Raw genomic sequence first — 23,075 nt, 5'->3', positions numbered from 1 at the left:
TTTCTTACACAATTTTAGTTAAATATGTCTAATCCAATATTGATACTGCACCTTAAACTTATGGATACTCAATATCACCAATCAATATAAAATATTGATAATAAAATAAATTTATCTATAACAATATAAAATCCTTGATATATATCAGCATTAGTGATCTAATCATTTCAGTTAATCAATAAATGTCTATACATAAATATTGTAGTCGAAAATTCTTTATAAAGGTGAATGGATATGGAACTCCCAAACAACTGTACTATTTGGACCAATGGTCGCTTAATGACAATGGATGCAAACATTGATCAAGAATATGGTTTATTGGATCAACATGACATCATCACGCAAGATGATCAAATCATCGCGATATTACCATCAGCAACCTATACAAAACCTGCTGATGCAATAACTATTGATTTAGCAAACCGTTTAGTTACACCAGGTTTCATTGATTGCCACACTCATTTAGTATTTGGTGGCAATCGCGCAAAAGAATGGGAAATGCGTTTAAATGGCGTGCCTTATATAGAGATCGCAAAACAAGGTGGCGGCATCAATTCAACGGTTCGCAATACTCGCGAATTACCCGAGCAAGCTTTGTATGATCTTGCCTTCCCTCGTATGTTATCCCTTGCCAATGAAGGCGTAACCACCATTGAATCTAAATCAGGCTATGGTTTAGATCTAGACAATGAACGCAAGCAATTAAAGGTTTCACAAAATCTTGCTAAAAATTATCCCATTGAAATTGCATCCACACTGTTATCAGCACACGCTGTACCGCCTGAATATAAAGATAAAGCGGATGAATATATTGATCTTATTTGTGAAACAATCATGCCAACATTATGGCAAGAAGGTTTATATGAAGCTGTGGATGTATTTTGTGAATCTGTTGGCTTCTCTTTAGAACAAACTAAAAAAGTATTCGATCGCGCCAAAGCGTTGGGCATTCCTGTAAAAGGTCATATGGAGCAAATGTCTAACTTGGGCGGCAGTGAATTGATTGCGAAATATAATGGCTTATCCGTGGACCACATTGAGTTCCTAGATGAGGCTGCAATTAAAGCCATTTCTCAATCTGGCACAGTGGCAACATTACTGCCTTTAGCTTTCTATTTCTTACGCGAAACACAAAAACCACCCATCGATTTATTAAGACAATATAAAGTACCGATGGCAATTTCTACTGATTTCAACCCAGGCACAAGTCCATTCACATCTTTGAGATTTGCAATGAATGCCGCCTCTGTACAATTTGGCTTAACGCCATTAGAAGTGATGGAAGGCGTAACAAAAAACGCAGCTCAAGCATTAGGTCGCAAAGATACACACGGACAATTAAAACAAAACTTTGTGGCCAACTTTGCCATTTGGAATGTAAAAAACCCAGTCGAAATCTTTTATGAATTAGGCCACAATCCTTTAGTTCATCGTGTTTTCCACGGCAAAATCACAGAATAATAACGCATAATATTTGGAGGAGAAATATATCATGCAGTTTTGGGAACAAACACCAAACAATATTTGGCAAGGGCGCGATGATTCAGCGGAAAGCCCGAGCGCTAAAAGAATCTTTCAAACCGTTCAACAGGCATCTGTTTTTGCACCTGAAAAATATCCTAATCACATCGCATTACTGGGATTCATGTGTGATAAAGGCGTTGAATTGAATAAAGGTCGCGTAGGCGCTGCAACTGCACCCAATATCATTCGTCAAGGCATGGCAAACTTTGCTGATCATGAAGCATCTAAACCTTTAGTGGATTTAGGCAACATAATATTCCAAGGTGATTCTTTACCCGCTGTACAAACTGCATTAGCCAAACATATCACCGCTTGCCATAAAAGCGGCCTACCAACGCTAGTTTTTGGTGGCGGCCATGAAACTGCTTATGCCCATGCCAAAGGTTTATATGATGCTTATCCCGATGCTCGCATTGGCATCATCAACTTTGATGCTCATTTAGATGTACGACAAGCTGACATTGCATCCTCTGGCACGCCATTCAAACAATTAGCAGAAGCATGTCAAAGCAGCAATCGCCCATTTAATTATTTATGCGTTGGTGCAAGCCTTGCATCCAATACAAAAGCATTACTGGAAACGGCTAAATCTCTGAATGTTAAAATCATTTGGGATATTGATTGCACAGAAGGTAATATTGCCAATCTCAACAATCAAGTGAATGCATTTTTAGAGGATGTAGATATTGTTTATCTCACCATTGATTTAGATGCCCTACCTTTCTCCGAGATGTTTGCTGTATCAGCACCTAGTTCATTAGGTGTTCATATGCGCATTTATCTCTCTTTAGCAGAAACAATCATCCAATCATCTAAATTAAAAGCCGCTGATCTTGTAGAGTACAATCCGAACTTGGATCGCGACATGTTATGTGCTAAAACTGCTGCTCGCATTGCGTGGCACATCTATAATCGTTGGGCAAACGCATAACAACCAAGCATCATCATGCATGATAGAAAACGAGGATCATATGACCACAATTAAAATTGATGGCAACCATCTAACATTAGACAATATCGTGGCTGTTGCTCGTGACAATGTAAAAATCGAGCTGACATCTGAATCTATTCAAAATATTGAAACCTCTCGCCGCTATGTCGATGAACTTGTAGAATCTGGCGAAATTGTTTATGGCATCACAACTGGTTTTGGTAATTTCAGCAACGTACACATTTCTAAAGATCAAGCTAAAGATTTACAACGCAACTTAATCATCAGCCATTCATGTGGCGTTGGCGATTATTTACCAACAGATGCAGTACGAGCAATGATGCTACTTCGCATCAATAATCTAGCTAAAGGCTTTTCAGGTATTCGCTTAAGCACAATCGAAACTTTGATGAACATGTTGAATAAAGGCGTTCATCCAAAGATCTTCGAAAAAGGTTCACTCGGTGCAAGCGGCGATTTAGTACCTTTAGCGCATATGGTTTTACCAATGATTGGTGAAGGCGAAGCCGAATACAAAGGTGAAACTCTATCTGGCAAAGAAGCCATGACAAAAGCTGGCATTCCTATCATTGAATTAACATCTAAAGAAGGCTTAGCTTTGATCAACGGCACACAAGCAATGACTGCTGTTGGTGCTTTGACGTGTTATGATGCCATTCAATTATTGAAAGCAAGTGATATCGCTGTGGCATTAACAATGGAAGCACTGAACGGCATTACTGATCCTTTCATCCCTGAATTACATGCACTTCGCCCGCATGAAGGACAAGGCACTTCAGCCAAAAATCTGCTCTCTTTACTCGCTAATAGCGAAAGAACAACACACCAAGGTGAGATTCGTGTGCAAGATGCTTATGTTTTGCGCTGCGCACCACAAATTCACGGTGCAAGTCATGATGCCATTGAATACGTTCGTAAAAAAGTAGACATCGAGATCAATTCAGTGACAGACAACCCCATCATCTTAGTGGATAAAAAAATGGGCATTTCTGGCGGACATTTCCATGGTCAACCCATGGCATTAGCCTTTGACTTCTTAGGCATTGCATTAGCTGAACTCGCAAATGTCAGTGAACGACGCATTGAACGTTTAGTTAACCCTGCTTTAAATAATGGCTTACCTGCCTTTTTAACCGAAAAAGGCGGATTGCATTCTGGCTTTATGATTGTTCAATATGCTGCTGCTTCCTTAGTTTCTGAAAACAAAGTCTTGGCACATCCTGCAAGTGTGGATTCTATTCCATCATCAGCGAATCAAGAAGATCATGTCAGCATGGGCACAATTGCTGCACGCAAAGCACAAAACATCTACAAAAATGCTAAAGCAGTCGTTGGAATGGAGTTAATGCTGGCAAGCCAAGCAGTAGATTTGAACAAGAAAGATGTCGGTAAAGCTTTGGGTACAGGCACACAAGCCGCTTACGATACGATCCGCTCACAAATTCCGACTTTGACGGAGGATCGTGTGATTTATCCTGACATCCACAAATCAGCTGAATTGTTAGAAAAAGATCTCGTTAAAAATGTAGAAACCGCTCTAGGTTTCACTTTAAGCTAACTCAATCTGATTCAATACAAGCGACTTTCATTGAAATGCCTAACAATTATGTTAGGCATTTTTATACACCATATTTATATGTCATATAATATGATTCATAGTTATTCTTTGATAGAGATTGGAGATGTCTCATGAAAAAAATTACTTTTAATGATTTAGCAGAAATGCCTTGGAAAAATGGACAAGGTAGCACGCGTCAAATCGCCATATATCCTGATAATGCTAATATTTCTGACTTTCAATGGCGCATCAGTGCTGCAACTGTCAATGACATTGGTCCATTTTCAAATTTTGATAATGTCACAAGAAGCTTAGCCCTTTTAACGGGTGAAAAAATCACATTAAATATCCAAGGGCAATCAGTAGATTTACATCGTGATGGACAACCGATTACATTCAGCGGCACGTTACCCACAGAAATGACAGCCTGCTCACAACCAGCATTAGATTTTGGCGTGATGACCAATAACAATTATGCCAAACACTCTTTGGTACATGCTGATTTCAATGATGGGCAAACCTATCAGCGTAAATCCCCGATTACATTAATTCTAGCACTCAAACCATGTCAGCTAGATAAAAATGAACTGAATACCTTTGATGCTGTTTTATTTTCAGAAGCTGATCCAAACTGCATCACCATTCAAACACAAACGAGAACAGCGCCTTTATTAATTGCTGAAATTTCTGAATTTTGTCCAACGGAGCCATAATGAAATCTATAATCATTCCCGCATTTGTCATACTCTCTTCTTTGACTTTTGCTTCAGCCAAAGAAATGACTTATACAATCGATCCATCTCATACAGCAACAGTATTCAGCTGGGATCACTTAGGTTATTCAACGCCAAGTGCTAATTTTAAAGGCATCAATGGTGAAATCACGTTGGATCAAGCTAACATGGCAGATGCTAAAGTTAACGTCGTGATCAATGCGGATAATATCAATTCAAACGATGATATTTTCGATGATAAATTAAAAAGCAGTGAATGGTTCGATACCGAAAAATTCCCAGAAATCACCTTTAAAAGCAATAAAATCATACCATTAGAGAATGATCAATACCAAGTGTACGGCATTTTAACCATTAAAGGCATTACGAAAGAGATCAGCCTGCAGGCAAAACTCAATCAAAAAGGTCTACATCCTATGGCAAATAAAGAAGCTGTGGGCTTTAATGCAACAACAAAATTCAATCGTTCTGACTTTAACATGGGAGCTTTTGTACCCGCTGTCAGTGATGAAATTACCGTTAACATCACAGTGGAAGCCATTGCAAAAGAATAATGCCCATATAAAATAATAGCGAATATTCTCATATTCGCTATAGTTTACTCACCGCGGACTTTTAACAAATCCCAATCATAATCTATATGATCTAAAAATAAACCAGATGCTGGCGCAGTAACTCCGCCCTGCTTTCGATCTAAACTCTCCAAAACCATTTTGGCATAAGTGATGGGCGCTTTACCACTGCCTACTTTTAATAATACACCGACAATGTTACGAACCATGTGATGTAAAAAAGCATTACCATGAACATTAATGTAAATATAATCGCCATCTTGATGAAGCTTGATAGAAAATATCTCGCGAATAGATGTTGGCGCTTGGCATTCACTCGACCGAAAAGCATTGAAATCATGCTCACCCACCAAATCATTGGCAGCTAACTGCATGGCTTGAACATCCAGAGGATAATTGATAAATGTCGTATAAAAACGATCCATCACAGAACGATAAGGCTTATTACAGATGACATATTGATAAAAACGACCTTTTGCGCTGTATCTAGCATGAAAATCTAAAGGCGCACGATAAACAGCATTCACGCCACAATCATCTGGTAAATTAGTATTAATGCCACGAATCCATGAATAATCTGTGCGTTCAGAAGTGGTTTTAAAATTCACAACCTGATTACGTGCATGTACACCAGCATCTGTTCTACCTGCACACATAAGATCAATGGTATGATTTGCCACTTTCTCAATGGCTTTCACTAAAACAGATTCTACAGAACGTACTGGCGGCACTTTTTGCGCCTGCCAGCCACGGAAATTTGTGCCATCATAAGCAATAGATAGCACGATATTTTCTTCTACTGTCATTATTGATCGCGTACTCGCTTAGATTCAATGATCGCTTTAGAACGGCTCATTTCTTCAATGAATGAAGAACCTCGTTTCAATGCCAAATTCACTAATAAAACGTCCACAATCGCCAGATCTGCCAAACGAGAGATCATTGGAATATACTCTTTAGTATCTTCTGTCGCGCCTGATTCTAAAACTACATCAGACAATTCACCCAATGGTGAATTTTTGCTAGTGAAAGAGATAACAGAAGCACCGCACTCTTTCGCAAATCTCACAGAATCCAAAATATCCTGACTTCGACCTGTATGAGAAACTGCAATCATTACATCTTTTTTATTCATTAAAGATGCAGCCAGTGAATGGACATGGTGATCACTGAATACAGAAACTGTAATCCCAACACGCAAAAGTTTTTGCTGAATATCCGTCGCAACGACGTTGGAAGCGCCATGACCAATACATAAAACTTTAGAAGACTTCAATAAAATCTTCACTGCTTGATCAATAGATTTAGGCGCTAAAGATTCTTTAGTACGAAGCAAAGCTGCAGAGGCTTGTGTAATGACCTTATTGATAATATCTTTCGTGTTATCAGATTCAGAAACATTACTATGAATGAATGGAACACCTGCATTCAATGATTCCGCTAATTCTTGTTTAAAAACATGATAGCCATCAAATCCTAATGCACGACAAAAACGAATCACCGTTGGCTCAGAAACACCTACTGTTTTTGCCAACATACCAATAGATAAAGAAGCTGCATCATTTGGGTGACTCATGATCCAGTCCGCGACTAATTTTTCTGATTTTCTTAGTTTGTCACGATGGCTCTTAATATGTGAAATCACTCTTTTCTATCCTCCATATAAGCAACTTTTCGAGTTAATCCAGTTAAGGCAGGATATGGATCTGTCACCACAAATGTTGGTATATTTTCGAGTAATCGTCCGACAGAAACACTGGCTTCAAAAGCCGATCTAAATTCTGACTGCGCAAAAAACTCTAAAAATCTAGGAATGATCCCACCAGCAAGGTAAACAGACTTAGCTCCCGTAATTAAAGTGTAGTTTTTAGCTACATTGCCAATCATAGCACAATATCGTGTAAAAAGTTGTACAGCAAATGCATCTTTTTTGTTGATTAAACGCTCAACTAGCTCAATTGCCGTTGGTTTTGACATCTCTTCATTTGATCGCATATATAAAAAATCGATCAATTGAGGAATCCCCTTTTTACCCGCAATGAAATCTTCGACGATGATCTCTGATTTATGCAATTTTTTTAAATAATCCCAAAACTCATAGATAAACTCATCTTCTAACATCATTGTTGAATGCCCACCTTCCGATGGAATGGACAACCAATCATGATGATGAATCACTAAACTTGTGCCAATGCCTGAACCCAATGATATTGCGATCTTAGGTGCCTTTTCCTGTAATTCACCCTGCCCAATCTGTAGTAAAGATGTATTTGGCAAATGTGGTAGCGCAAAGCCTAACATCTCTACATCATTAAAAAAATGCACTTGAGCAGGTAATAACCTTTCTTGAATATCTGTTAACTTAAATGCCCAATGATTATTCACAAATTGAATATCATTTAACTCTACAGGCGCTGCAATGGCGAGCAAGATTAAACTGGGCAAATCTATATTTTTCTCAGCACAATAACGCTGAATGATTTCATCTGGCCCATTAAATTCAGCAGATTTAAAAATTTCAACAGAGTGATAACTTGTTAAATCATCACATGACACAGAAGCAACACGACTATGTGTCGCACCTATATCTGCAATTAAAGCCCGTACTTCATTATTCACAAGGCAACCATTCATTCAATACTTTTAATGCTTCTTGCAAACCAATCGTATGATCCGTTGCTGAAAACAGTTGCACCGTTGCAGGCATTGCAAACTCTTTCAATGCTTCTTGTACTTTAAATAATGATGTTTTGGCTGGGCCGCGCTTTAATTTATCTGCTTTGGTTAAAAGAATATGCACGCGCAAGTCTTGTGATTCACACCAACGAAGCATCTGTTCATCCAGTACTGTCATCGGATGACGAACATCCATCATCATCACTAAACCCGTTAAATTTTTACGAGTTTCAAAATAACCTTGGATGACAGATTGCCAATGAGCACGAATACGCTCTGGCACTTTGGCATAACCATAGCCTGGCAAATCCACTAAATAATTTTTAGGGTCCACTTCAAAGTAGTTGATCAATTGTGTGCGACCAGGTGTTTTACTTGTGCGCGCCAATGTTGATTGAGATGTTAGCGCATTCAAAGCACTAGACTTTCCCGCATTGGATCGCCCTGCAAATGCAACCTCATGGCCATCTGTTTCTGGCAATTGGTTCAATTGATTTGCACTCGTTAAAAATTTTGTCGCATGAAAGCGTTGAATTAAATTACTCATCTTGTTCTTTCTGAGGTTCCTGACTACATTCTTCTGCAACAATCGCTAGTACAGACATGTATTTGTCGTTAATCGTTTGCATAAAATTAATCTCATCTATCGATAGAGATTCCATTTGATGCTCATAAGCTTTTTCAGCAATCGCGACAAAGCGCTCTGCATTATCATCGCCAAACATCACTACAATGTTACTAGCGATACAACGCGATTCAAACTCTGTCATTGCACCTTCTTTAATCTGTGCCTCTTGCGTTGACATCAATCGCGCAATGATACTTTGCTGTTTAAATGTAAAAGCTTGGTTCATTTTTTCCAGTGAGTTAAATGTCAGCTGCCCATAGGAAAATGATAGCGTTATTAAAGCTAAGAATAAAGTCATTCGTTTCATATTAATATTCTATGTCTATTAAGTTGATCAATATCGCGTGAATTAAGGAAGATTATCAAAAATTTTTGTCTTTTGGGATGATATACCATTTATGTTATAATGTTTCCTTTTTTTGGGATTATTCCCATACCAATAGCCGACAGGCATGATAAATGATTTCTGACGACTTTGCTCGTTTTTGTCATTCATCGTCAATCTTTTCTTGCCCTTGCGATGAGGGTATAACTTGAACAAATCAAGGATTTTTTATGTCAAATACAATAAGAACTCGAAGCAAGTTTCTTAATAGCCTGAACATTCCTGTGTTCGTAGGTGCCAACATATTCATAATAGCGCTTTTATGCATCACCATTTTCGTGCCTAATACCAAAGAGTTTTTCGGTGCGATTCAAACATGGATCGTAGATAATTTAAAATGGTACTACATACTTTCAGTTGCCATTGTATTAGGTGCCGCCATATTCATCACATTCAGCCGCTTTGGTGATATTCGCTTAGGACCTGATCATTCTCGCCCGACTTATAGTAATTTTAGTTGGTTCGCAATGCTCTTTTCTACAGGAATGGGCATCGGCTTAATGTTCTTCGGTGTCGCAGAACCTGTGATGCATTACATTGCACCGCCTGTTGGCGAACCTGAAACCATTAAAGCAGCCACTGAAGCAATGCGTTTGACATTCTTCCATTGGGGCTTACATGCTTGGGCTATTTATGCCATCGTTGGCTTAATCTTAGCGTATTTCTGCTTCCGTCATAAATTACCATTAGCTTTACGCTCTGCACTGTATCCACTCATTGGTGAACGTATTTACGGCAGAATTGGTGATGCGATTGATATTTTCGCTGTCATTGGTACAGCATTCGGTGTTGCGACATCTTTAGGTTTTGGTGTAGAACAGATCTATGCAGGTTTAGATTATTTAACTGGCTATGCATTATCTTCCTATGGTGAAAATCCTGATGCATTATTGTCAGTCAGTGGCATTAAAATCACAATCATTTTAATTGCAACAGCATGTGCAACATTATCTGTCAGCCTTGGCTTAGATAAAGGGATCAAAATCCTTTCAGAAACCAATCTCTACATGGCTTTGGCATTGATGTTATTAGTTTTATTCTTAGGCGGTAAAACTGTTGATCTCTTCCAAGCTTATATTCAAAACACTGGTAGCTATTTATCAGACTTAGTGAATAAAACATTCAACTTATATGCTTATGAACCAAAAGATCCTAAAGATTGGATCGGCGGTTGGACAATCCTATATTGGGGCTGGTGGTTATCATGGTCACCATTTGTAGGTATGTTCATTGCTCGTATTTCTCGTGGCCGCACAATCCGTACTTTCCTATTGGGCGTTTTATTGGTGCCAGCAGGCTTTACATTGTTATGGATGACTGTATTTGGTAACTCTGCAATCGATATGATCCGTAACGATGGCATGATCGAAATTGTTGATGCAATTAATACTGATAAATCGTTAGCATTATTCATCTTTTTAGAATCATTCCCTTGGGCTTCTGTATTATCAGGCTTAAGCATTGTAATGGTATTCATCTTCTTCATCACAAGTGCTGACTCAGGTGCAATTGTTATGGATATGCTCTCTTCCACTAAAACGCAAACACCATTATGGCAGCGTATTTATTGGGGCGTTATCACTGGCGTGATTGCCATCATATTAATGAGTGCAAATGGCTTGGAAGCACTACAAACTGCAACAATTGCTTCTGCCTTCCCATTCAGCATCATTCTTCTATTCTCACTTTATGGGCTGTTTAAAGCTTTACGCGTCGATTTTGGTAAGCGTGAAAGCAGAAACAACTCAAGCAATAACTTCCAATCAAGCTTTGTATCAGGCGGTTGGCAGAAACGTTTGCGCAGTTTAGTACTTTATCCTCGTCGTGATCATGTGATTCGATTCATTGATGGCGTTGTTCAACCTGCATTTGAAGAAATCGCCACAGAATTATCAAAACAAGGCATCACAGCAACCATCACTCGTAAAAGTGATGATGATATTTTGTTTGAAGTGGATCATGGTAAAAATGATAACTTTATGTATCAAATTAAAGCACGTCATTATTTGAAACCTAATTTCTCTTCTATTGATGTATCGGATGTTGATCCTGATCTACAAAAATATTTCCGCGCAGAAGTTCACTTAGATAACGGCGCTCAAGGCTATGATGTTATGGGCTATAGCAAAGAAAGTTTAAGCAATGATGTTGTGGATCAATACACGAATCATCTACAGTTTATTCATGATTTCCAGTTGGAGCATGACTATGATCTTGATACAAAAACTGTGACTAAAGACAATGACAATACAACAAGTGATGAAACAACTAATGGATCAGCAGAGGAACCAACCAAAGCTTAAACTATTAAATTTCACTTAAAACATAAGCCCAAATAGTTTTCCTATTTGGGCTTTTTTATGCTTACCAAGCAACTTGAATTTCGCCATCCAAATACATTAACATTGGATTTAATGTGGTTACCTGATTTGTTTGAATCTCAATAGGTGAGCCATTTTCAGCATTTTTAGCTACTAACTGAAATAAACGACCACCTGCATACAAACGTAAATCATAATCCTCAATTTTTGTATCTACCCAATATTGTGGTTTAAGATCTAAAAAATCTAATAAAAGTGAATTTTCCATCATCTTTGCATAATTATCTGTTGTTCTACCTTCAAATGCTGCTACATCACTCCAACCTGGTTGCATCATCTTTGTGAATGATGCAACATCACTTTTTTTCAAAGCATTGCGTAACTCATTATACTTTTCCCAAACTTTCTTTTTATTTTCAGGGGTATCCGTAAATGGTATTGCCTTTCGCCAACTTAAATTAGCTGGATGCTGAATTGTAAATCCCCGTTTCGCCATTAAACGTGGAGTATCAAATTTCCCTACCATTCTGTTAGGAATCGATTCTATCCCAGCTTTTTCTAAGATATTGCTCTGACCCAAATTAGCGGGATAATCAATAGATAATTTATTTTCATCATTATAAACAACTCTTAGAGACGCTATGGCAGTAATACCATCTTTACTAATTTCATTGATAATCACCTGACAGTATCCATCAGCTTGATCACCTAACTTAAAAACATCAGTAATATTATAGGCTTCAATTTCTATCTCATTTCTACCATTGTCCAATGCATGACCTGCAGTATAACCAGATGTAACACCAATAGGATTACGATAACTACCAAAAGTTGTATAAATTGGTACACCATTAATTCTAAAAGAACAATGCATATTATTGATAGAAAACTCAAACTTATAATTTTTAAGTTCATTTGCTATCGATGTTTGACTAATAAACATTGCCAGAAATACTAACCATTTTTTCATTATTTTTCCCAATCCATTAACAAAATACATCATAAGTTTTTTTAAACTGCCATATAAAATAGTTCAACTTCTCTTATCTCACGGAAAATATTATAAATATACCTAACTTAATTTATAACCAATTACACGGAGCATCCCATGAAATTGAAATCTTTATTTATGACAGGCGTTTTATCATCAGCAATGTTTGTATATTCTTAAATACATAATTAAAAGCCCAAATAATATCTATTTGGGCTTTGCTATTACTTATTCAGTCACAATTCTATTTTCTTTAATTAATCGTATTTCTCGGCGGCCGCCCAAAGCTTCAACACCTTTCACAAGGGCATCCAATCGGTGGACAATATATTGCGGATTATTCATCTGCATTGTATCTTTTAAGCTATTCACGCCTTTAACCAATTCACCCATTTGTTTCGCCGCATAACGATTCACATTGCGTAAGTCATCATTGTCTTTAAACTCATCGAGTTTCTCACTCAACTTCGCAATTTGTGCTGCAATGTGTAATGAAGCCTGAGCATTGGTTTTGCTATTGTTACTGGAAACCAAAGCACCTGATAACTTTGTCACTTCATCTGCGATTTTAAGGCTCGCGTTCGTTGCATCTTGCTGATCACCCATTAAGCGAATACTTTCTGTTAATGACACCAAATGATTCGCAAAATTGAGATCTTTCACGCTCATTGCCAATTCAGCTAATTGCGATACGATCTTCATGCCCGTATCTGTATCATCGCCGCCCATAGATTTATTGCGTGCGAAGTCTCGTTTGATCTGTGCCCAACGCTCTTTCTCTGCATCCGTTAAAGTGCCACGAATTTCATTAAGCTTTAACAAGTTCTCTTCCGCGCCTGATGTTAATAGTTGCGCTTCACCAATGTAGTGATCATTGATCACTTGGTTAATCTCTGCATCATTCATCACCGCAGAAATTTTCTCCACCATTTTATTCATGTTACGATAACTACCTTGCAACTTAAACGGTGGTTCTGTCCGATATTTATCAGATTGCGCAGCACTCACGATATATTGCTGATTCACTTTAAAGACCACTTCACGAATCTTCATTAGATGTTTCAATACAGTCGTAATTTCCGCAATTTCCGCGCCACTATAATCGTAGCTTAAAGCACTTGCATTCATGGGCTTGCCTTCAGCATGATCCATAAATTGATACAAATCTTTCAAATCACGCAGCGCCAAAGGCGATAGCACAGCATTAGATGTTAATGAGTTTTCAATGTAGCTTGAAATGAATGCATCTTGCATACCGCCTAAAACTTCACCTAAGTTATAAATATCTGCACGGTTGGCTAACATATCAGGGATTTTAAAAACTTCACCAGATTCTGTATAAGGGTTTCCCGCCATTACAACGCAGAATTTCTTCCCGCGCATATCATAAGTTTTAGTTTTACCATTCCAAACACCTTCAATTCTTCGCGTACCATCACATAATGATATAAATTTCTGTAAGAATTCAGGATTTGTATGCTGAATATCATCTACATACAGCATGACATTATTACCCATTTCAAAGGCTAAGTTAGCCTTCTCTAGCTCTTGTCTTGCGGTGGCATTCGGTGCTTGATCAGGATCTAATGACAAAACATCATGCCCTAAAGCTGGGCCATTCACCTTCATAAAGATCAAGCCCAAACGATTTGCCACATATTCCATTAATGTCGTTTTACCATAACCTGGCGGCGAAATCAGGAGCAACAAGCCCATTAAATCCGTACGACGATTATCGCCCACTGTGCCCATTTGTTTCGCTAAATTATCACCAATGATTGTGAAATATACATCGTTGATCAATTTATTGCGCACAAAAGAGCTCAAAGGTTTCGCTTTAAATTCATCTAAACGCAATTTTTCACGCTGCTCTACCAAAATTGCTTGGCGCATTTCCAAATAGATTCTAAACTCTGGCACAACATACAAACGATGACGGCGCAAGCGTTTGAAGAATTCATCGAGATTAATGGACATTTTACCTTGGGATATTCTCGAATGTTCACCCAATAAATCCGAGATCTCTATATCCAATTCGATCTCACTAAAACGCTGAACCACTTTACCTTCATTTCCCAACATGATCAGCATAATCGCTTCTGGAATGTAACGAATTTTCGTCATAAATTCAGTCAATGTACATAACCCCTTCAACCAGTTTTCTATCAACTGCCAACGCGCTGCAAAGCGGTTATTCAAAGCCTGTTGAGAATGAGTAAAATTATGCCACATATGTGAATCTTCTAGTTTTTTCTGTAATCCCAATGCCAACTCTCGGCCATAGCGGCTACAGTAAAACTCTTGTGGCGTTCTTGCCAATACATCGATCAGATACTCAGCAGCATGTTTAATATGAATGGGATCATGCTCGATAGGATGTTCGCCATAGAACATGGATAATGTCACCTCAACTTCTTCTTGAAGATCAACTAAACCATCTTTATGACCAAATAGTGTATAAATATCCATGCTTGTTTTAGCACGATCAATCCACGATGTTGGTACATCTTTATCTTGCTCTGTATTCCAATACAATAAGGCCAAACTTCTTGCAATCGCACTGAATCGTAATAGATCAGCCGTTTCATGTAATGGCACTAATTTTTGTAAAATCTGTACAGCATCGTGATCATGAATCCCTTTTTCATAACCATCACGATAACGGCTAGCGGCAAAATCTCGTACCAGCTTTGTTAAATTTTCAGGATTCGTAATCGCAGCATGTAAAATGCCTGTGGTTAAACCTTCTTCATTATTTCTTGCCGCAACAATCATACTATTGGCCAGATATTCACCGCGATAAACCGTTGGTGATTCTGATTCTAGCATCATATTCCAAAAAGGTTGATACTGCGCCAAGATCTCATTATTAATGCGTTCTTGATAATCTGTGCCCGTCAATTGCAAATAAAGATAATCTTCTCTTGGCAATATGGTTAAATCAGGCTCCTGTGTATTCACACTAAAGCGATGTTTACCCAAGCGAATAACATTACCGCCCGATTCAAAAATTTCTGATTTATCCCGCAACGATCGAACTGCTTGATCTTTAGCACTTTTGAAGCGTGATTCAATATCATCTGCTTTGACATTATCATGCAGATCTCTAAGTTTTTCGGTGATTTCACGAATTTTAACAGCCAAAGCATCCGTCACAAAAAACGCATTAAGCTCTGTTACATCATTGAATCGTGCTGTTCTTCTTGGAATGCTTTCCAAAATACGATTCGCCGCTGTTTGCAAAGATTGTGCTCTACGTTGGCGTTCTTCCAATAATTGCTGTTTGTGCCCTTCAAAGGTTTCTAAAACCTCATCCCGCTTGGCAACAATGTCTGCCAAAAACTCATCACTTTCGCTGAATTGATTCTCCAACTCTTCCAATTGCACCAATAAACGGGATAATTCATCATCACAGCGTTCTGGCGTAATCGCCAAATTCAATGCATTCGCAACACTTTGCCCAAAGAGTTTAAATTGCGCACCAAATTGCGCCACCATTTCTGTTGAGGATAAAGATTTGCGCTTTTGAATGATGCGCGCCTTCATCTGATTGAGCTTAGAATAAACCTCGGCGATTGATTCAACAATGGTCGTTTGCAATGTGACATCATCAAACTTCAATGTTGCCATTAATGTGGACAACATATCCAAATCGTTGGACATATCATCAGAATCTGTCAATAAAGCTTGTAATTGCGCCGTATTGACAGCTTGTTGCGTTGCCGCTTCAGCACTTTGGATTCTATTTAAGAAAGGTTGAAGTGAGCGCTCATCAGCTAAAAACTCTGCCGTTGCGCGAGAAATTTGCGCTTGGCGCTCCTTCATTTGCGCTTCCATCTCATCAATCTCTTTGAGATCAATGTAACGATAACCGCGTAATGTCACCAATCGGCCAAGTTGCATATTAATGGCATGCAATGCATCCACAAACTCATCGGTTTCTTGCCAACTATCTGCGTATAGCTGTGATAACAGTGTTTTCTGTACTGTCATCGCTTCTCGCATTGCAGTATCAGATTGCTTACGGATCGCTTCTACTTTTTCATATTCATCCAAAACCAATTCGCTGGTTTGGGAGATTGAACGTAAAATGCCCGCAAACGGAAAATTCTTTTCATCATTGAGCCAAAAATAACGATCAAATAATTGTTTCGTTGTTTCACTCAATAAACTGTAACGATCCGATGATACACTTTGATCACCAATTTCACGCACCACATGATATAGATCGGAAATCCCGCGCACTAACTCAGGATTGCCAATTCTACCAAGCAAACTATTACTATTCGGCTGCTTTGCTGAATATTCATCGCTGAAAAATGGTGTTTGCCAAATCTGCATAGGATGAACGCGCGTTGCTTCATTATTGGCAGATTCAAACACAACCATTCTGCCATCTTCAAACACCGCATAACCTTGGCCCAAAATTGGATTCGCCAATGTTCGCTCAATCATATTGTAATTAAAGAGCGCTAAACGGCCTTCTGCACCATCATAAAAAATATATAGAACATCTTCGCCATTTGGCGAACGACGAATGCGACGAAAACGCATGCCGTTCATATTGTGTTCGTACGTTTTAAAATCACCATTTTGTAGATAATAACCGCCTGGGAAAATAATCCCGTGATCTTCTGGCAATTGAATGCAAGCAAGGCCAATGGCATCAATGCGCTGTACTTTTTGCGTCATCGTATTGTAGACCAAATAACGCCACGCATCTTCTCGGTAAGGTAATATCTTCAATAAGATCAATGAGCCAACTTGAGCATATTCGATCTTACCATCATTGATGGATTGGTTCTTATCCATCACTTCTTCGCTATAAATCCCCAAACCATCATTCGTATTATTTTCACATTTAACGGTCAACTGCCCGCCAATGGTTTCCACAAATACGGTATCTAAAATATTGATATGAGGAAAACGCCCATTAACGATATTTTCTCTATCTGTTATAAGCCATTCAAAATCATAAGCAGGTGGCAAAGATATATCTCGCTCACCACGATTATCAATGTATTCAATCGTCTGTTTATCACTAGAAATCGACCAACGAAATACGCGAATATCACTTAATCGCTCACCCATTTGAAAGCTTGCTAACAGCTTGCCATCACGCTCCACCAATTGAAGCAGTTGCGCATTTTTGTAATAAGTATATAGCTCATTAAAATCCTGCACAAAACGCTCAATATTTAGGAAAGTATCTTCAATCGGTGCAGCTTCCACATCATATGCACCGTCATGCTCAACCAATCGATAGAGAGAAAAAACATCATCAATGTGCGTCTCTTTTTTCAAGCCCAAAAAGACGTTGTAACCAAACAGCAACCAATCACCAAAGCGCACAATATCACGTGCAATACAGTTGTTTTCCGTACGAATGCGAATTCGTCCGATCACTTCCATATCACTTTTACCAAACTCTTCTAAGCGCTGGGTATTTAACGAGTCAATATTTTGTTGAAGCTCTGTACCTAATGCATTTAATCTGCGACTTAATATCTCATAAGCGCCACCTTCTGCAACGGCACTGTCCAACACTTCTTGGTTTTGATCTTTCTGTTCAATTTCTGACATATTCACGACTTTATTCAAAATACATTCAATTAAACATAGCGAGAAACCTCGCTATGTTTTTCTAGATTTCAAAAAGATGGAAGATTATGGTTCCACTTGATCATCCTGATCTTTCTTACCTTGATAGCCTAAAAACTGCGTTGCCAATGCATTTAGATCAACATTTTTTAAAGGATTGCTATTATCCGTAGCTGTACCAGCATTTTGATTTGGATTAATGCGGCTTAAAACCGATTGCAATGCTGTTTGTAAAATTGGGCTTTGATTCACTGAACCTTCGATTGCTTTACCGACGCTAATTGCTTTAGAGAAGCTTTCAAAGAATTGATCATTACCGCCCACAATTTCCATCTTCGCATTGCTCAATGCAGCACCCAATACATCTGCTTGTTCACGTGCAATTTCTTGGTTAGCAGTGATTGAAGCCATCGCTTGCTCAAAGCCTTTTTCCAATGCCAAACGGAACTCTTCATGAGAACGAGAATCCTCTGTCATAGTACCCATTGCTTGGAACTTCTCAACCAAACCTTCAGCCTCTGCACGGAGTTTTTCACGAATAATGGATGCTTCCACCAAACCTTGTTTTTCAACTGCTGTTGCTTTCGCCTCCACAACTTTAGCTTCTGCCAAACCTTTATCTTGAATGGCTTTCGCTTCTGCGGCACCTTTTTCTTGAATACCTTTTGCTTCTGCGATGCGCATTTCACCTGCAACATGAGCCTGCACCAAGCCTTCTTTCTCTTCAGCTTCTGCTTTCGCTAGCATCACACGCGCTTCTGCCAAACCAATCGCTGCTTGTTCTGCTTCCATACCTTCAGCCAAACGTTTTTGTGCTTCTGCATCTTTCGTTGCAGCTTCCAAATTAGCTTGTGCAATCGTACTAATTTCAACAGCACGATGCTTCGCTGCTGTTTCATCTGCTTCAGCTTGTTTCACTTGTTTCACTAACTCTTCTTCAGCTTTCGCTTGTGCTGCTAAGATCATCGTTTGCTTTTCACGTTCCGCCGCAGATACTTCACGAACTTCTTTAATGCGTTCCTCTTCAATGGCAACAGTTTTTTCAACCGCGATTCGTTCACGAATCACATCTGCAATCACGCGCTTTTCTTCTTCGACAGCTTTATCTTTATCAATGGTTTGTAGCTCGATTTCACGTTGGCGTGCAACCACTTCCAATTCACGCGCTCTTGTGACACGCTCTTCTTCAATCGCAACAGCGCGCATACGATTTTGCTGCGCCACTTCCACTTCACGTTGGCGATTCTCTTCACGCACTTCAATCTCTTGTTGAGAAACGATGCGAGCTTGCTCTGCTTTTAGGCGCTCTTCCTCTTGAACCTTCAATGTTTCTGCCAATTCACGTGCGCGAATTGTTTCAATTTCACGTTTTTGACGCGCTTCTGCATCCGCTTGTTGGCGCTCTAATTCTAGTTTTGCTTCAAATGTTTCTGTATCTTTCTTCTTCAATGCCAATTCTAAATCACGTTCACGTTTATTCGTTTCATCTTTATGAACCGCTGTAATCGCCGTAATTTTATTGATACCTTCAGCATCAAAAATATTATTAGGATCTAAATGACCTATTGGTGTTTGCTCCAAATAGTCAATTGCCACATCTTCTAGCGCATAACCATTTAAATCTTTACCAATCACATCCACAATACGCTCACGGAAGTTCAAACGATCTTCAAACAGTTTTGCCAAATCAAACTGCTTACCCACAGTTTTCAATGCTTCTGAGAATTTTGCACTGAATAATTCGCTCACAGCATGATGATCTGATGCTCGATCCACACCAATGGATTTCGCCACTTTCAATACATCTTCTGTGGTTTCATTTACACGAATATAAAAGGCAACGGCAATATCCGCACGCAAATTATCTTTACAGATCAAACCTTCTTTACCACGACGATCTACTAACAACGTTAATAATGAGATCTTCATGAACTCTTTCTTATGAATCACAGGCAATACCAACTTACCAGTGAAGAATACTTTTGGCTTACTTGTGGTGTCATTCAGAATCAAAGCTGTACCTTGCGGAACTTTAACGTAAAAGGCTTTGATGATCGCAAATAGACCAAAGATAACGACCAGTGAAACACCGATCACCGACAAAACTAAAACAACACTTTCTGGCATATGACTTTCCTATAATCTAATCAATTTAAAAATAATGTGAGTCTTATTTGAATCTTATATTATTGATACTGCTAGTTTTAATGCTTTAAATTTTCTAAATCTATAATTTTTTATGAACCGAAAAATTTCTTTTTAGGAATCACCTCGTAATAATGACCTTTAGGATGATAACTGACGATGATGGCTTCGCTACCACGCGTTAATTCATTTTCATCATTGGAACATCGAATCTGTAAAATCATTCCTGCGCCACCATCATTATATGTGGCTTCACCTTTTTTGGTGTTCACAACGCTTGTGCGAACAATCACAACTTCACCTAAAATATCTTTATGCGTAACTGCTTTATTGAGTTTCGATAACCAATGATTAAACGGTCTCAATACAATGGATGTGACAAATAAACCAATCACACCACTGATAATAATATTGGCAAAACCCAAACCATAATACAAAAATGCCATCTCTTTAACTGGCATTTGAAATGATCGGAAAATGATATAACTGCTTAACCAAGCAAAAAGTGAAACAAAAGTCGCAACCACAGTAAAAGGAATTTCATGCAGTTTAAATTTTAATAAAACGCCGCCTAAAGCGCTTGAAGGACCTGCATCAGCATCTGCATCAATATCCAAACTATCTAATTGAAAAATATCAATAACGCCAATCAACCAGAAAAACACAAAGATCAGCAACAATGTCGTGTAAATCACAACAGGAAATGCAAATATTGTCTCTAAAAATAGCATCATAGTGCCACGATCCTTTTTTTATTTTTAACTATTTATACTCTCTATCCATCTTCTGGTAACGGAATATAGCACATTATAAAAATATTTTTTATGATTCGTATTTTTTATTCGCAATTATCTAATTTTTATCAAATAAAAAAACAGCGCTTTCGGGCGCTGTTTAGAATTTTGCATAATTACCTTAATTGAATAAGAAATTATTTAACTGCGATTACTTCGATTTCAACAAACCATTCTGGCAAGTACAAAGCTTTAACTTCGAAAGTTGAACGCGCTGGAGTGTTTGGTTGAGCTTCTGTACCAAAGAATTGGTTGTAACCTTTCATGAAACCTGCGAAATCCATTTTGCCAGTTTCAGGTGTTGCTACTAAATAAGCCTGCATTTTTACGATGTCAGACATTTCCAAACCTTTCGCTTTCAATTGAGCTTCGATGCCCTTAAGAACGCTAACAGTTTGTGCTTCAGTATTACCAAAAGTACCATCTTCCAATTTTGCTGGTACAACGCCACTTAAATAGTAAGTTTTAACATTGCTTGGCACTTCAACTACTGTTGAAATTGGGAAATTGTTTGGTGCAGGTGTACGCACGATATCATTTGCCATAGCGCCGCCCATAATGCTTGATGCACAAATTAATGCTGCTAATGTTTTTTTCATAAAACTTCCTTAAACTAATTGTGTTTGTGTATGAACTCAATCATCTTGCTCATACCTGTTTACTATAGCGCGAATTGATAATTTTCGTGCATTTCTGAATAAATTTCAGACGCAAATTATTCACATTTATTTTTCTTTCTCATTAAAATCCAGTGATTTCAATACTTCCAAGCGTTTGATTCCATTAACATCGATCACAATTTTCACCAACTCGGTTGCTAGATTACTGTTATCCATCCGAATGCGACGAATCATATAGACATGATAAATTTTTTCACCCAAAACTGGCGTTTCATCTTCATCCAAAAAAGGCAATTCTTCAAACGCAATATCGATGTATTTTAAGTAATCTGAAATATTAAAACGCGTGATATCTGCGATTGGAAAACGAGTTTTTTCAAACAAATTGGCGCGATTGATTAAATGCACTTCTTTTTTATAAAAGAGAATATCCTCTTCTCGCTGATTATTCATTAAAACTTCACTGTAAGTTTCTGCATGAAGTTCTTGAACTTCCTCTGGCAATTCATCATGAGACAAAAAACGGAATGATTCTTTACAAATGCCAATAGGTTTTTTTAAACCTTCACGATAGATCATCAATTTGCGATCAGGAATCCATTTCTGAAATATTCGATACAATTTATCTCGGCCAATCTCCTTAATGCGATCCTTAAACATATAGCCCACAACCATCGCAATGAATAGATTAATACTCAGCGCACCATATTTTCCTTGCCACATGAATGCAATCACAGTTGCAAAAATCATAGAAAATGCCGCAGCGATACTATAAATAGAATGCAATAAGATTGGCGCACCTTTTTTATGGCTAATGTCTAAAAAAAGATATCGACTAATATAACGCTTTAATGCACTCCAACGATACAAGACATCTTCATTACTTTCACCTGGCTTTGCAATACTTTCAGGATATTTCTCTTCCCTATAATTAATTTCATCGCGCCAAGCATTGCTGATGGCAACTCGACATGGCATTTGGCGCTCTGTGATTAACTTTCTCAAATAAAATGTCGTAATCCACGAAATATATTCATCACAATACTCAAAAGCTCTGGAAGTAATCTTGCCTTCGATTTCCGTGCAGAGTGGCGCTAAACCTCTATACATTTCGATAGTTTTTTCAATATCTTGCAAAAACTGCGTAACATTCTCATCATTTTTCTGATTGGGTGATTTTAGCAAAGCCTTCACAGCTAAACGCAAACTGCGCTTATATGTTAAAGCTATACGTTTCAATGCATTTTCGTATTCATCTAAATCAATTTTATCGCCCGATTCTAATAACTCTTGCAACTGTATGGATAATTTCTCTAATAACGCTTTTTTCTTATAAAAATGTTTTAATTTATGCGTTGCTGGACTCAAACGCACATAGTTTTTCAAAGATTTTTGAAACTCTTGTGTCGAATAAGATTGTGGATTCAATTGCAACGCTGTTGGTAAAAAGAAATAAGTTTCCACTTGATACTTAATTTCTTTCACCTTGGCATGATCAAAAGAGACTTTTTGTTTAATCTCAAACTGACGGTGGCCATGGATTTTCAATGATTCTTTAATCATGTGCACCTCTT

17 protein-coding genes are annotated in these 23,075 nt (G+C 38.2%); 6 read left to right on the top strand and 11 right to left on the bottom strand.

All coding sequences use genetic code 11. The features are described 5' to 3' along the window. Positions 1–228 precede the first annotated feature (228 nt). From hutI to ACA100_RS08405, 5 genes are all read left to right on the top strand, one after another. Entirely contained in the window at positions 229–1,461 is a 1,233-nt protein-coding gene (gene hutI / locus ACA100_RS08425) for an imidazolonepropionase (protein WP_481077261.1), read from the top strand. Positions 1,462–1,492: 31 nt separating this feature from the next. After that, entirely contained in the window at positions 1,493–2,455 is a 963-nt protein-coding gene (gene hutG / locus ACA100_RS08420) for a formimidoylglutamase (protein ID WP_481077260.1), read from the top strand. Between the two features lie 40 nt (positions 2,456–2,495). Further along, positions 2,496–4,034, top strand: coding sequence for a histidine ammonia-lyase (gene hutH, locus ACA100_RS08415; RefSeq protein WP_481077259.1), 1,539 nt, complete (start codon positions 2,496–2,498; stop codon positions 4,032–4,034). A gap of 131 nt (positions 4,035–4,165) precedes the next feature. Next, positions 4,166–4,747, top strand: a complete 582-nt coding sequence (locus ACA100_RS08410; protein ID WP_481077258.1) for a HutD/Ves family protein — start codon at positions 4,166–4,168, stop codon at positions 4,745–4,747. Then, positions 4,747–5,322: a YceI family protein gene (locus tag ACA100_RS08405; RefSeq protein WP_481077257.1), complete on the top strand. Its 576-nt coding sequence runs from the start codon at positions 4,747–4,749 to the stop codon at positions 5,320–5,322. Before ACA100_RS08410 ends, ACA100_RS08405 begins: the two co-directional genes overlap by 1 nt. A gap of 44 nt (positions 5,323–5,366) precedes the next feature. Here the strand turns inward: ACA100_RS08405 and truA are convergent, their stop codons facing one another. The 5 genes from truA to ACA100_RS08380 are packed head-to-tail and all read right to left on the bottom strand — an operon-like array spanning position 5,367 to position 8,951. Then, a complete protein-coding gene (gene truA / locus ACA100_RS08400; RefSeq protein ID WP_481077256.1) occupies positions 5,367–6,146 on the bottom strand; it encodes a tRNA pseudouridine(38-40) synthase TruA in 780 nt (259 codons plus the stop codon). Next, positions 6,146–6,985 (bottom strand): MurR/RpiR family transcriptional regulator, encoded by an 840-nt coding sequence (locus ACA100_RS08395; RefSeq protein ID WP_481077255.1) that lies wholly within the window; start codon positions 6,983–6,985, stop codon positions 6,146–6,148. The genes truA and ACA100_RS08395 overlap by 1 nt, the downstream gene beginning before the upstream one ends. Continuing rightward, positions 6,982–7,959: a glucokinase gene (locus ACA100_RS08390; RefSeq protein WP_481077254.1), complete on the bottom strand. Its 978-nt coding sequence runs from the start codon at positions 7,957–7,959 to the stop codon at positions 6,982–6,984. Before ACA100_RS08390 ends, ACA100_RS08395 begins: the two co-directional genes overlap by 4 nt. Next, positions 7,952–8,563, bottom strand: coding sequence for a ribosome biogenesis GTP-binding protein YihA/YsxC (gene yihA, locus ACA100_RS08385; RefSeq protein WP_481077253.1), 612 nt, complete (start codon positions 8,561–8,563; stop codon positions 7,952–7,954). Before yihA ends, ACA100_RS08390 begins: the two co-directional genes overlap by 8 nt. Next, positions 8,556–8,951, bottom strand: coding sequence for a hypothetical protein (locus tag ACA100_RS08380; RefSeq protein WP_481077252.1), 396 nt, complete (start codon positions 8,949–8,951; stop codon positions 8,556–8,558). Before ACA100_RS08380 ends, yihA begins: the two co-directional genes overlap by 8 nt. 248 nt (positions 8,952–9,199) lie before the next feature. Here ACA100_RS08380 and ACA100_RS08375 point away from each other — a divergent pair, with 248 nt between their 5' ends. Further along, positions 9,200–11,332, top strand: coding sequence for a BCCT family transporter (locus ACA100_RS08375; RefSeq protein WP_481077251.1), 2,133 nt, complete (start codon positions 9,200–9,202; stop codon positions 11,330–11,332). Positions 11,333–11,393: 61 nt separating this feature from the next. Here ACA100_RS08375 and ACA100_RS08370 read toward each other — a convergent pair whose 3' ends face one another. The 6 genes from ACA100_RS08370 to ACA100_RS08345 all read right to left on the bottom strand — a co-directional run bounded on the left by ACA100_RS08370 (position 11,394) and on the right by ACA100_RS08345 (position 23,064). Next, entirely contained in the window at positions 11,394–12,320 is a 927-nt protein-coding gene (locus tag ACA100_RS08370) for a hypothetical protein (RefSeq protein WP_481077250.1), read from the bottom strand. A gap of 249 nt (positions 12,321–12,569) precedes the next feature. Further along, positions 12,570–17,924, bottom strand: a complete 5,355-nt coding sequence (locus ACA100_RS08365; RefSeq protein WP_481077249.1) for a DNA repair ATPase — start codon at positions 17,922–17,924, stop codon at positions 12,570–12,572. An 84-nt stretch (positions 17,925–18,008) separates the two neighbouring features. Then, complete coding sequence (locus ACA100_RS08360; protein WP_481077248.1) at positions 18,009–20,069, bottom strand: hypothetical protein; 2,061 nt, start codon at positions 20,067–20,069, stop codon at positions 18,009–18,011. Positions 20,070–20,179: 110 nt separating this feature from the next. Continuing rightward, positions 20,180–20,821: a hypothetical protein gene (locus ACA100_RS08355; RefSeq protein WP_481077247.1), complete on the bottom strand. Its 642-nt coding sequence runs from the start codon at positions 20,819–20,821 to the stop codon at positions 20,180–20,182. Positions 20,822–21,018: 197 nt separating this feature from the next. Continuing rightward, positions 21,019–21,480 (bottom strand): RidA family protein, encoded by a 462-nt coding sequence (locus ACA100_RS08350; RefSeq protein WP_481077246.1) that lies wholly within the window; start codon positions 21,478–21,480, stop codon positions 21,019–21,021. Positions 21,481–21,606: 126 nt separating this feature from the next. Continuing rightward, positions 21,607–23,064 carry a hypothetical protein gene (locus ACA100_RS08345; protein ID WP_481077245.1) on the bottom strand — a complete coding sequence of 486 codons (1,458 nt, stop codon included), beginning with the start codon at positions 23,062–23,064 and terminating at the stop codon, positions 21,607–21,609. Between the last annotated feature and the right edge of the window lie 11 nt (positions 23,065–23,075).

Source organism: Wohlfahrtiimonas sp. XWW7 (genome assembly GCF_056716055.1).
Note: the sequence above shows the minus strand (reverse complement) of the source record. Positions and strands in the feature narration are given on the sequence as shown.

Excerpts from the sequence above, each read along its gene's own strand:
- ACA100_RS08380 (WP_481077252.1), bottom strand. The coding sequence starts at position 8,951 with ATGAAACGAATGACTTTATTCTTAGCTTTAATAACGCTATCATTTTCC.
- ACA100_RS08345 (WP_481077245.1), bottom strand. The coding sequence starts at position 23,064 with ATGATTAAAGAATCATTGAAAATCCATGGCCACCGTCAGTTTGAGATT.
- yihA (WP_481077253.1), bottom strand. The coding sequence starts at position 8,563 with ATGAGTAATTTAATTCAACGCTTTCATGCGACAAAATTTTTAACGAGT.
- hutH (WP_481077259.1), top strand. The coding sequence starts at position 2,496 with ATGACCACAATTAAAATTGATGGCAACCATCTAACATTAGACAATATC.
- ACA100_RS08375 (WP_481077251.1), top strand. The coding sequence starts at position 9,200 with ATGTCAAATACAATAAGAACTCGAAGCAAGTTTCTTAATAGCCTGAAC.
- ACA100_RS08355 (WP_481077247.1), bottom strand. The coding sequence starts at position 20,821 with ATGATGCTATTTTTAGAGACAATATTTGCATTTCCTGTTGTGATTTAC.
- ACA100_RS08370 (WP_481077250.1), bottom strand. The coding sequence starts at position 12,320 with ATGAAAAAATGGTTAGTATTTCTGGCAATGTTTATTAGTCAAACATCG.
- truA (WP_481077256.1), bottom strand. The coding sequence starts at position 6,146 with ATGACAGTAGAAGAAAATATCGTGCTATCTATTGCTTATGATGGCACA.
- ACA100_RS08405 (WP_481077257.1), top strand. The coding sequence starts at position 4,747 with ATGAAATCTATAATCATTCCCGCATTTGTCATACTCTCTTCTTTGACT.
- hutG (WP_481077260.1), top strand. The coding sequence starts at position 1,493 with ATGCAGTTTTGGGAACAAACACCAAACAATATTTGGCAAGGGCGCGAT.
- ACA100_RS08410 (WP_481077258.1), top strand. The coding sequence starts at position 4,166 with ATGAAAAAAATTACTTTTAATGATTTAGCAGAAATGCCTTGGAAAAAT.
- ACA100_RS08365 (WP_481077249.1), bottom strand. The coding sequence starts at position 17,924 with ATGTCAGAAATTGAACAGAAAGATCAAAACCAAGAAGTGTTGGACAGT.
- ACA100_RS08350 (WP_481077246.1), bottom strand. The coding sequence starts at position 21,480 with ATGAAAAAAACATTAGCAGCATTAATTTGTGCATCAAGCATTATGGGC.
- hutI (WP_481077261.1), top strand. The coding sequence starts at position 229 with ATGGATATGGAACTCCCAAACAACTGTACTATTTGGACCAATGGTCGC.
- ACA100_RS08360 (WP_481077248.1), bottom strand. The coding sequence starts at position 20,069 with ATGCCAGAAAGTGTTGTTTTAGTTTTGTCGGTGATCGGTGTTTCACTG.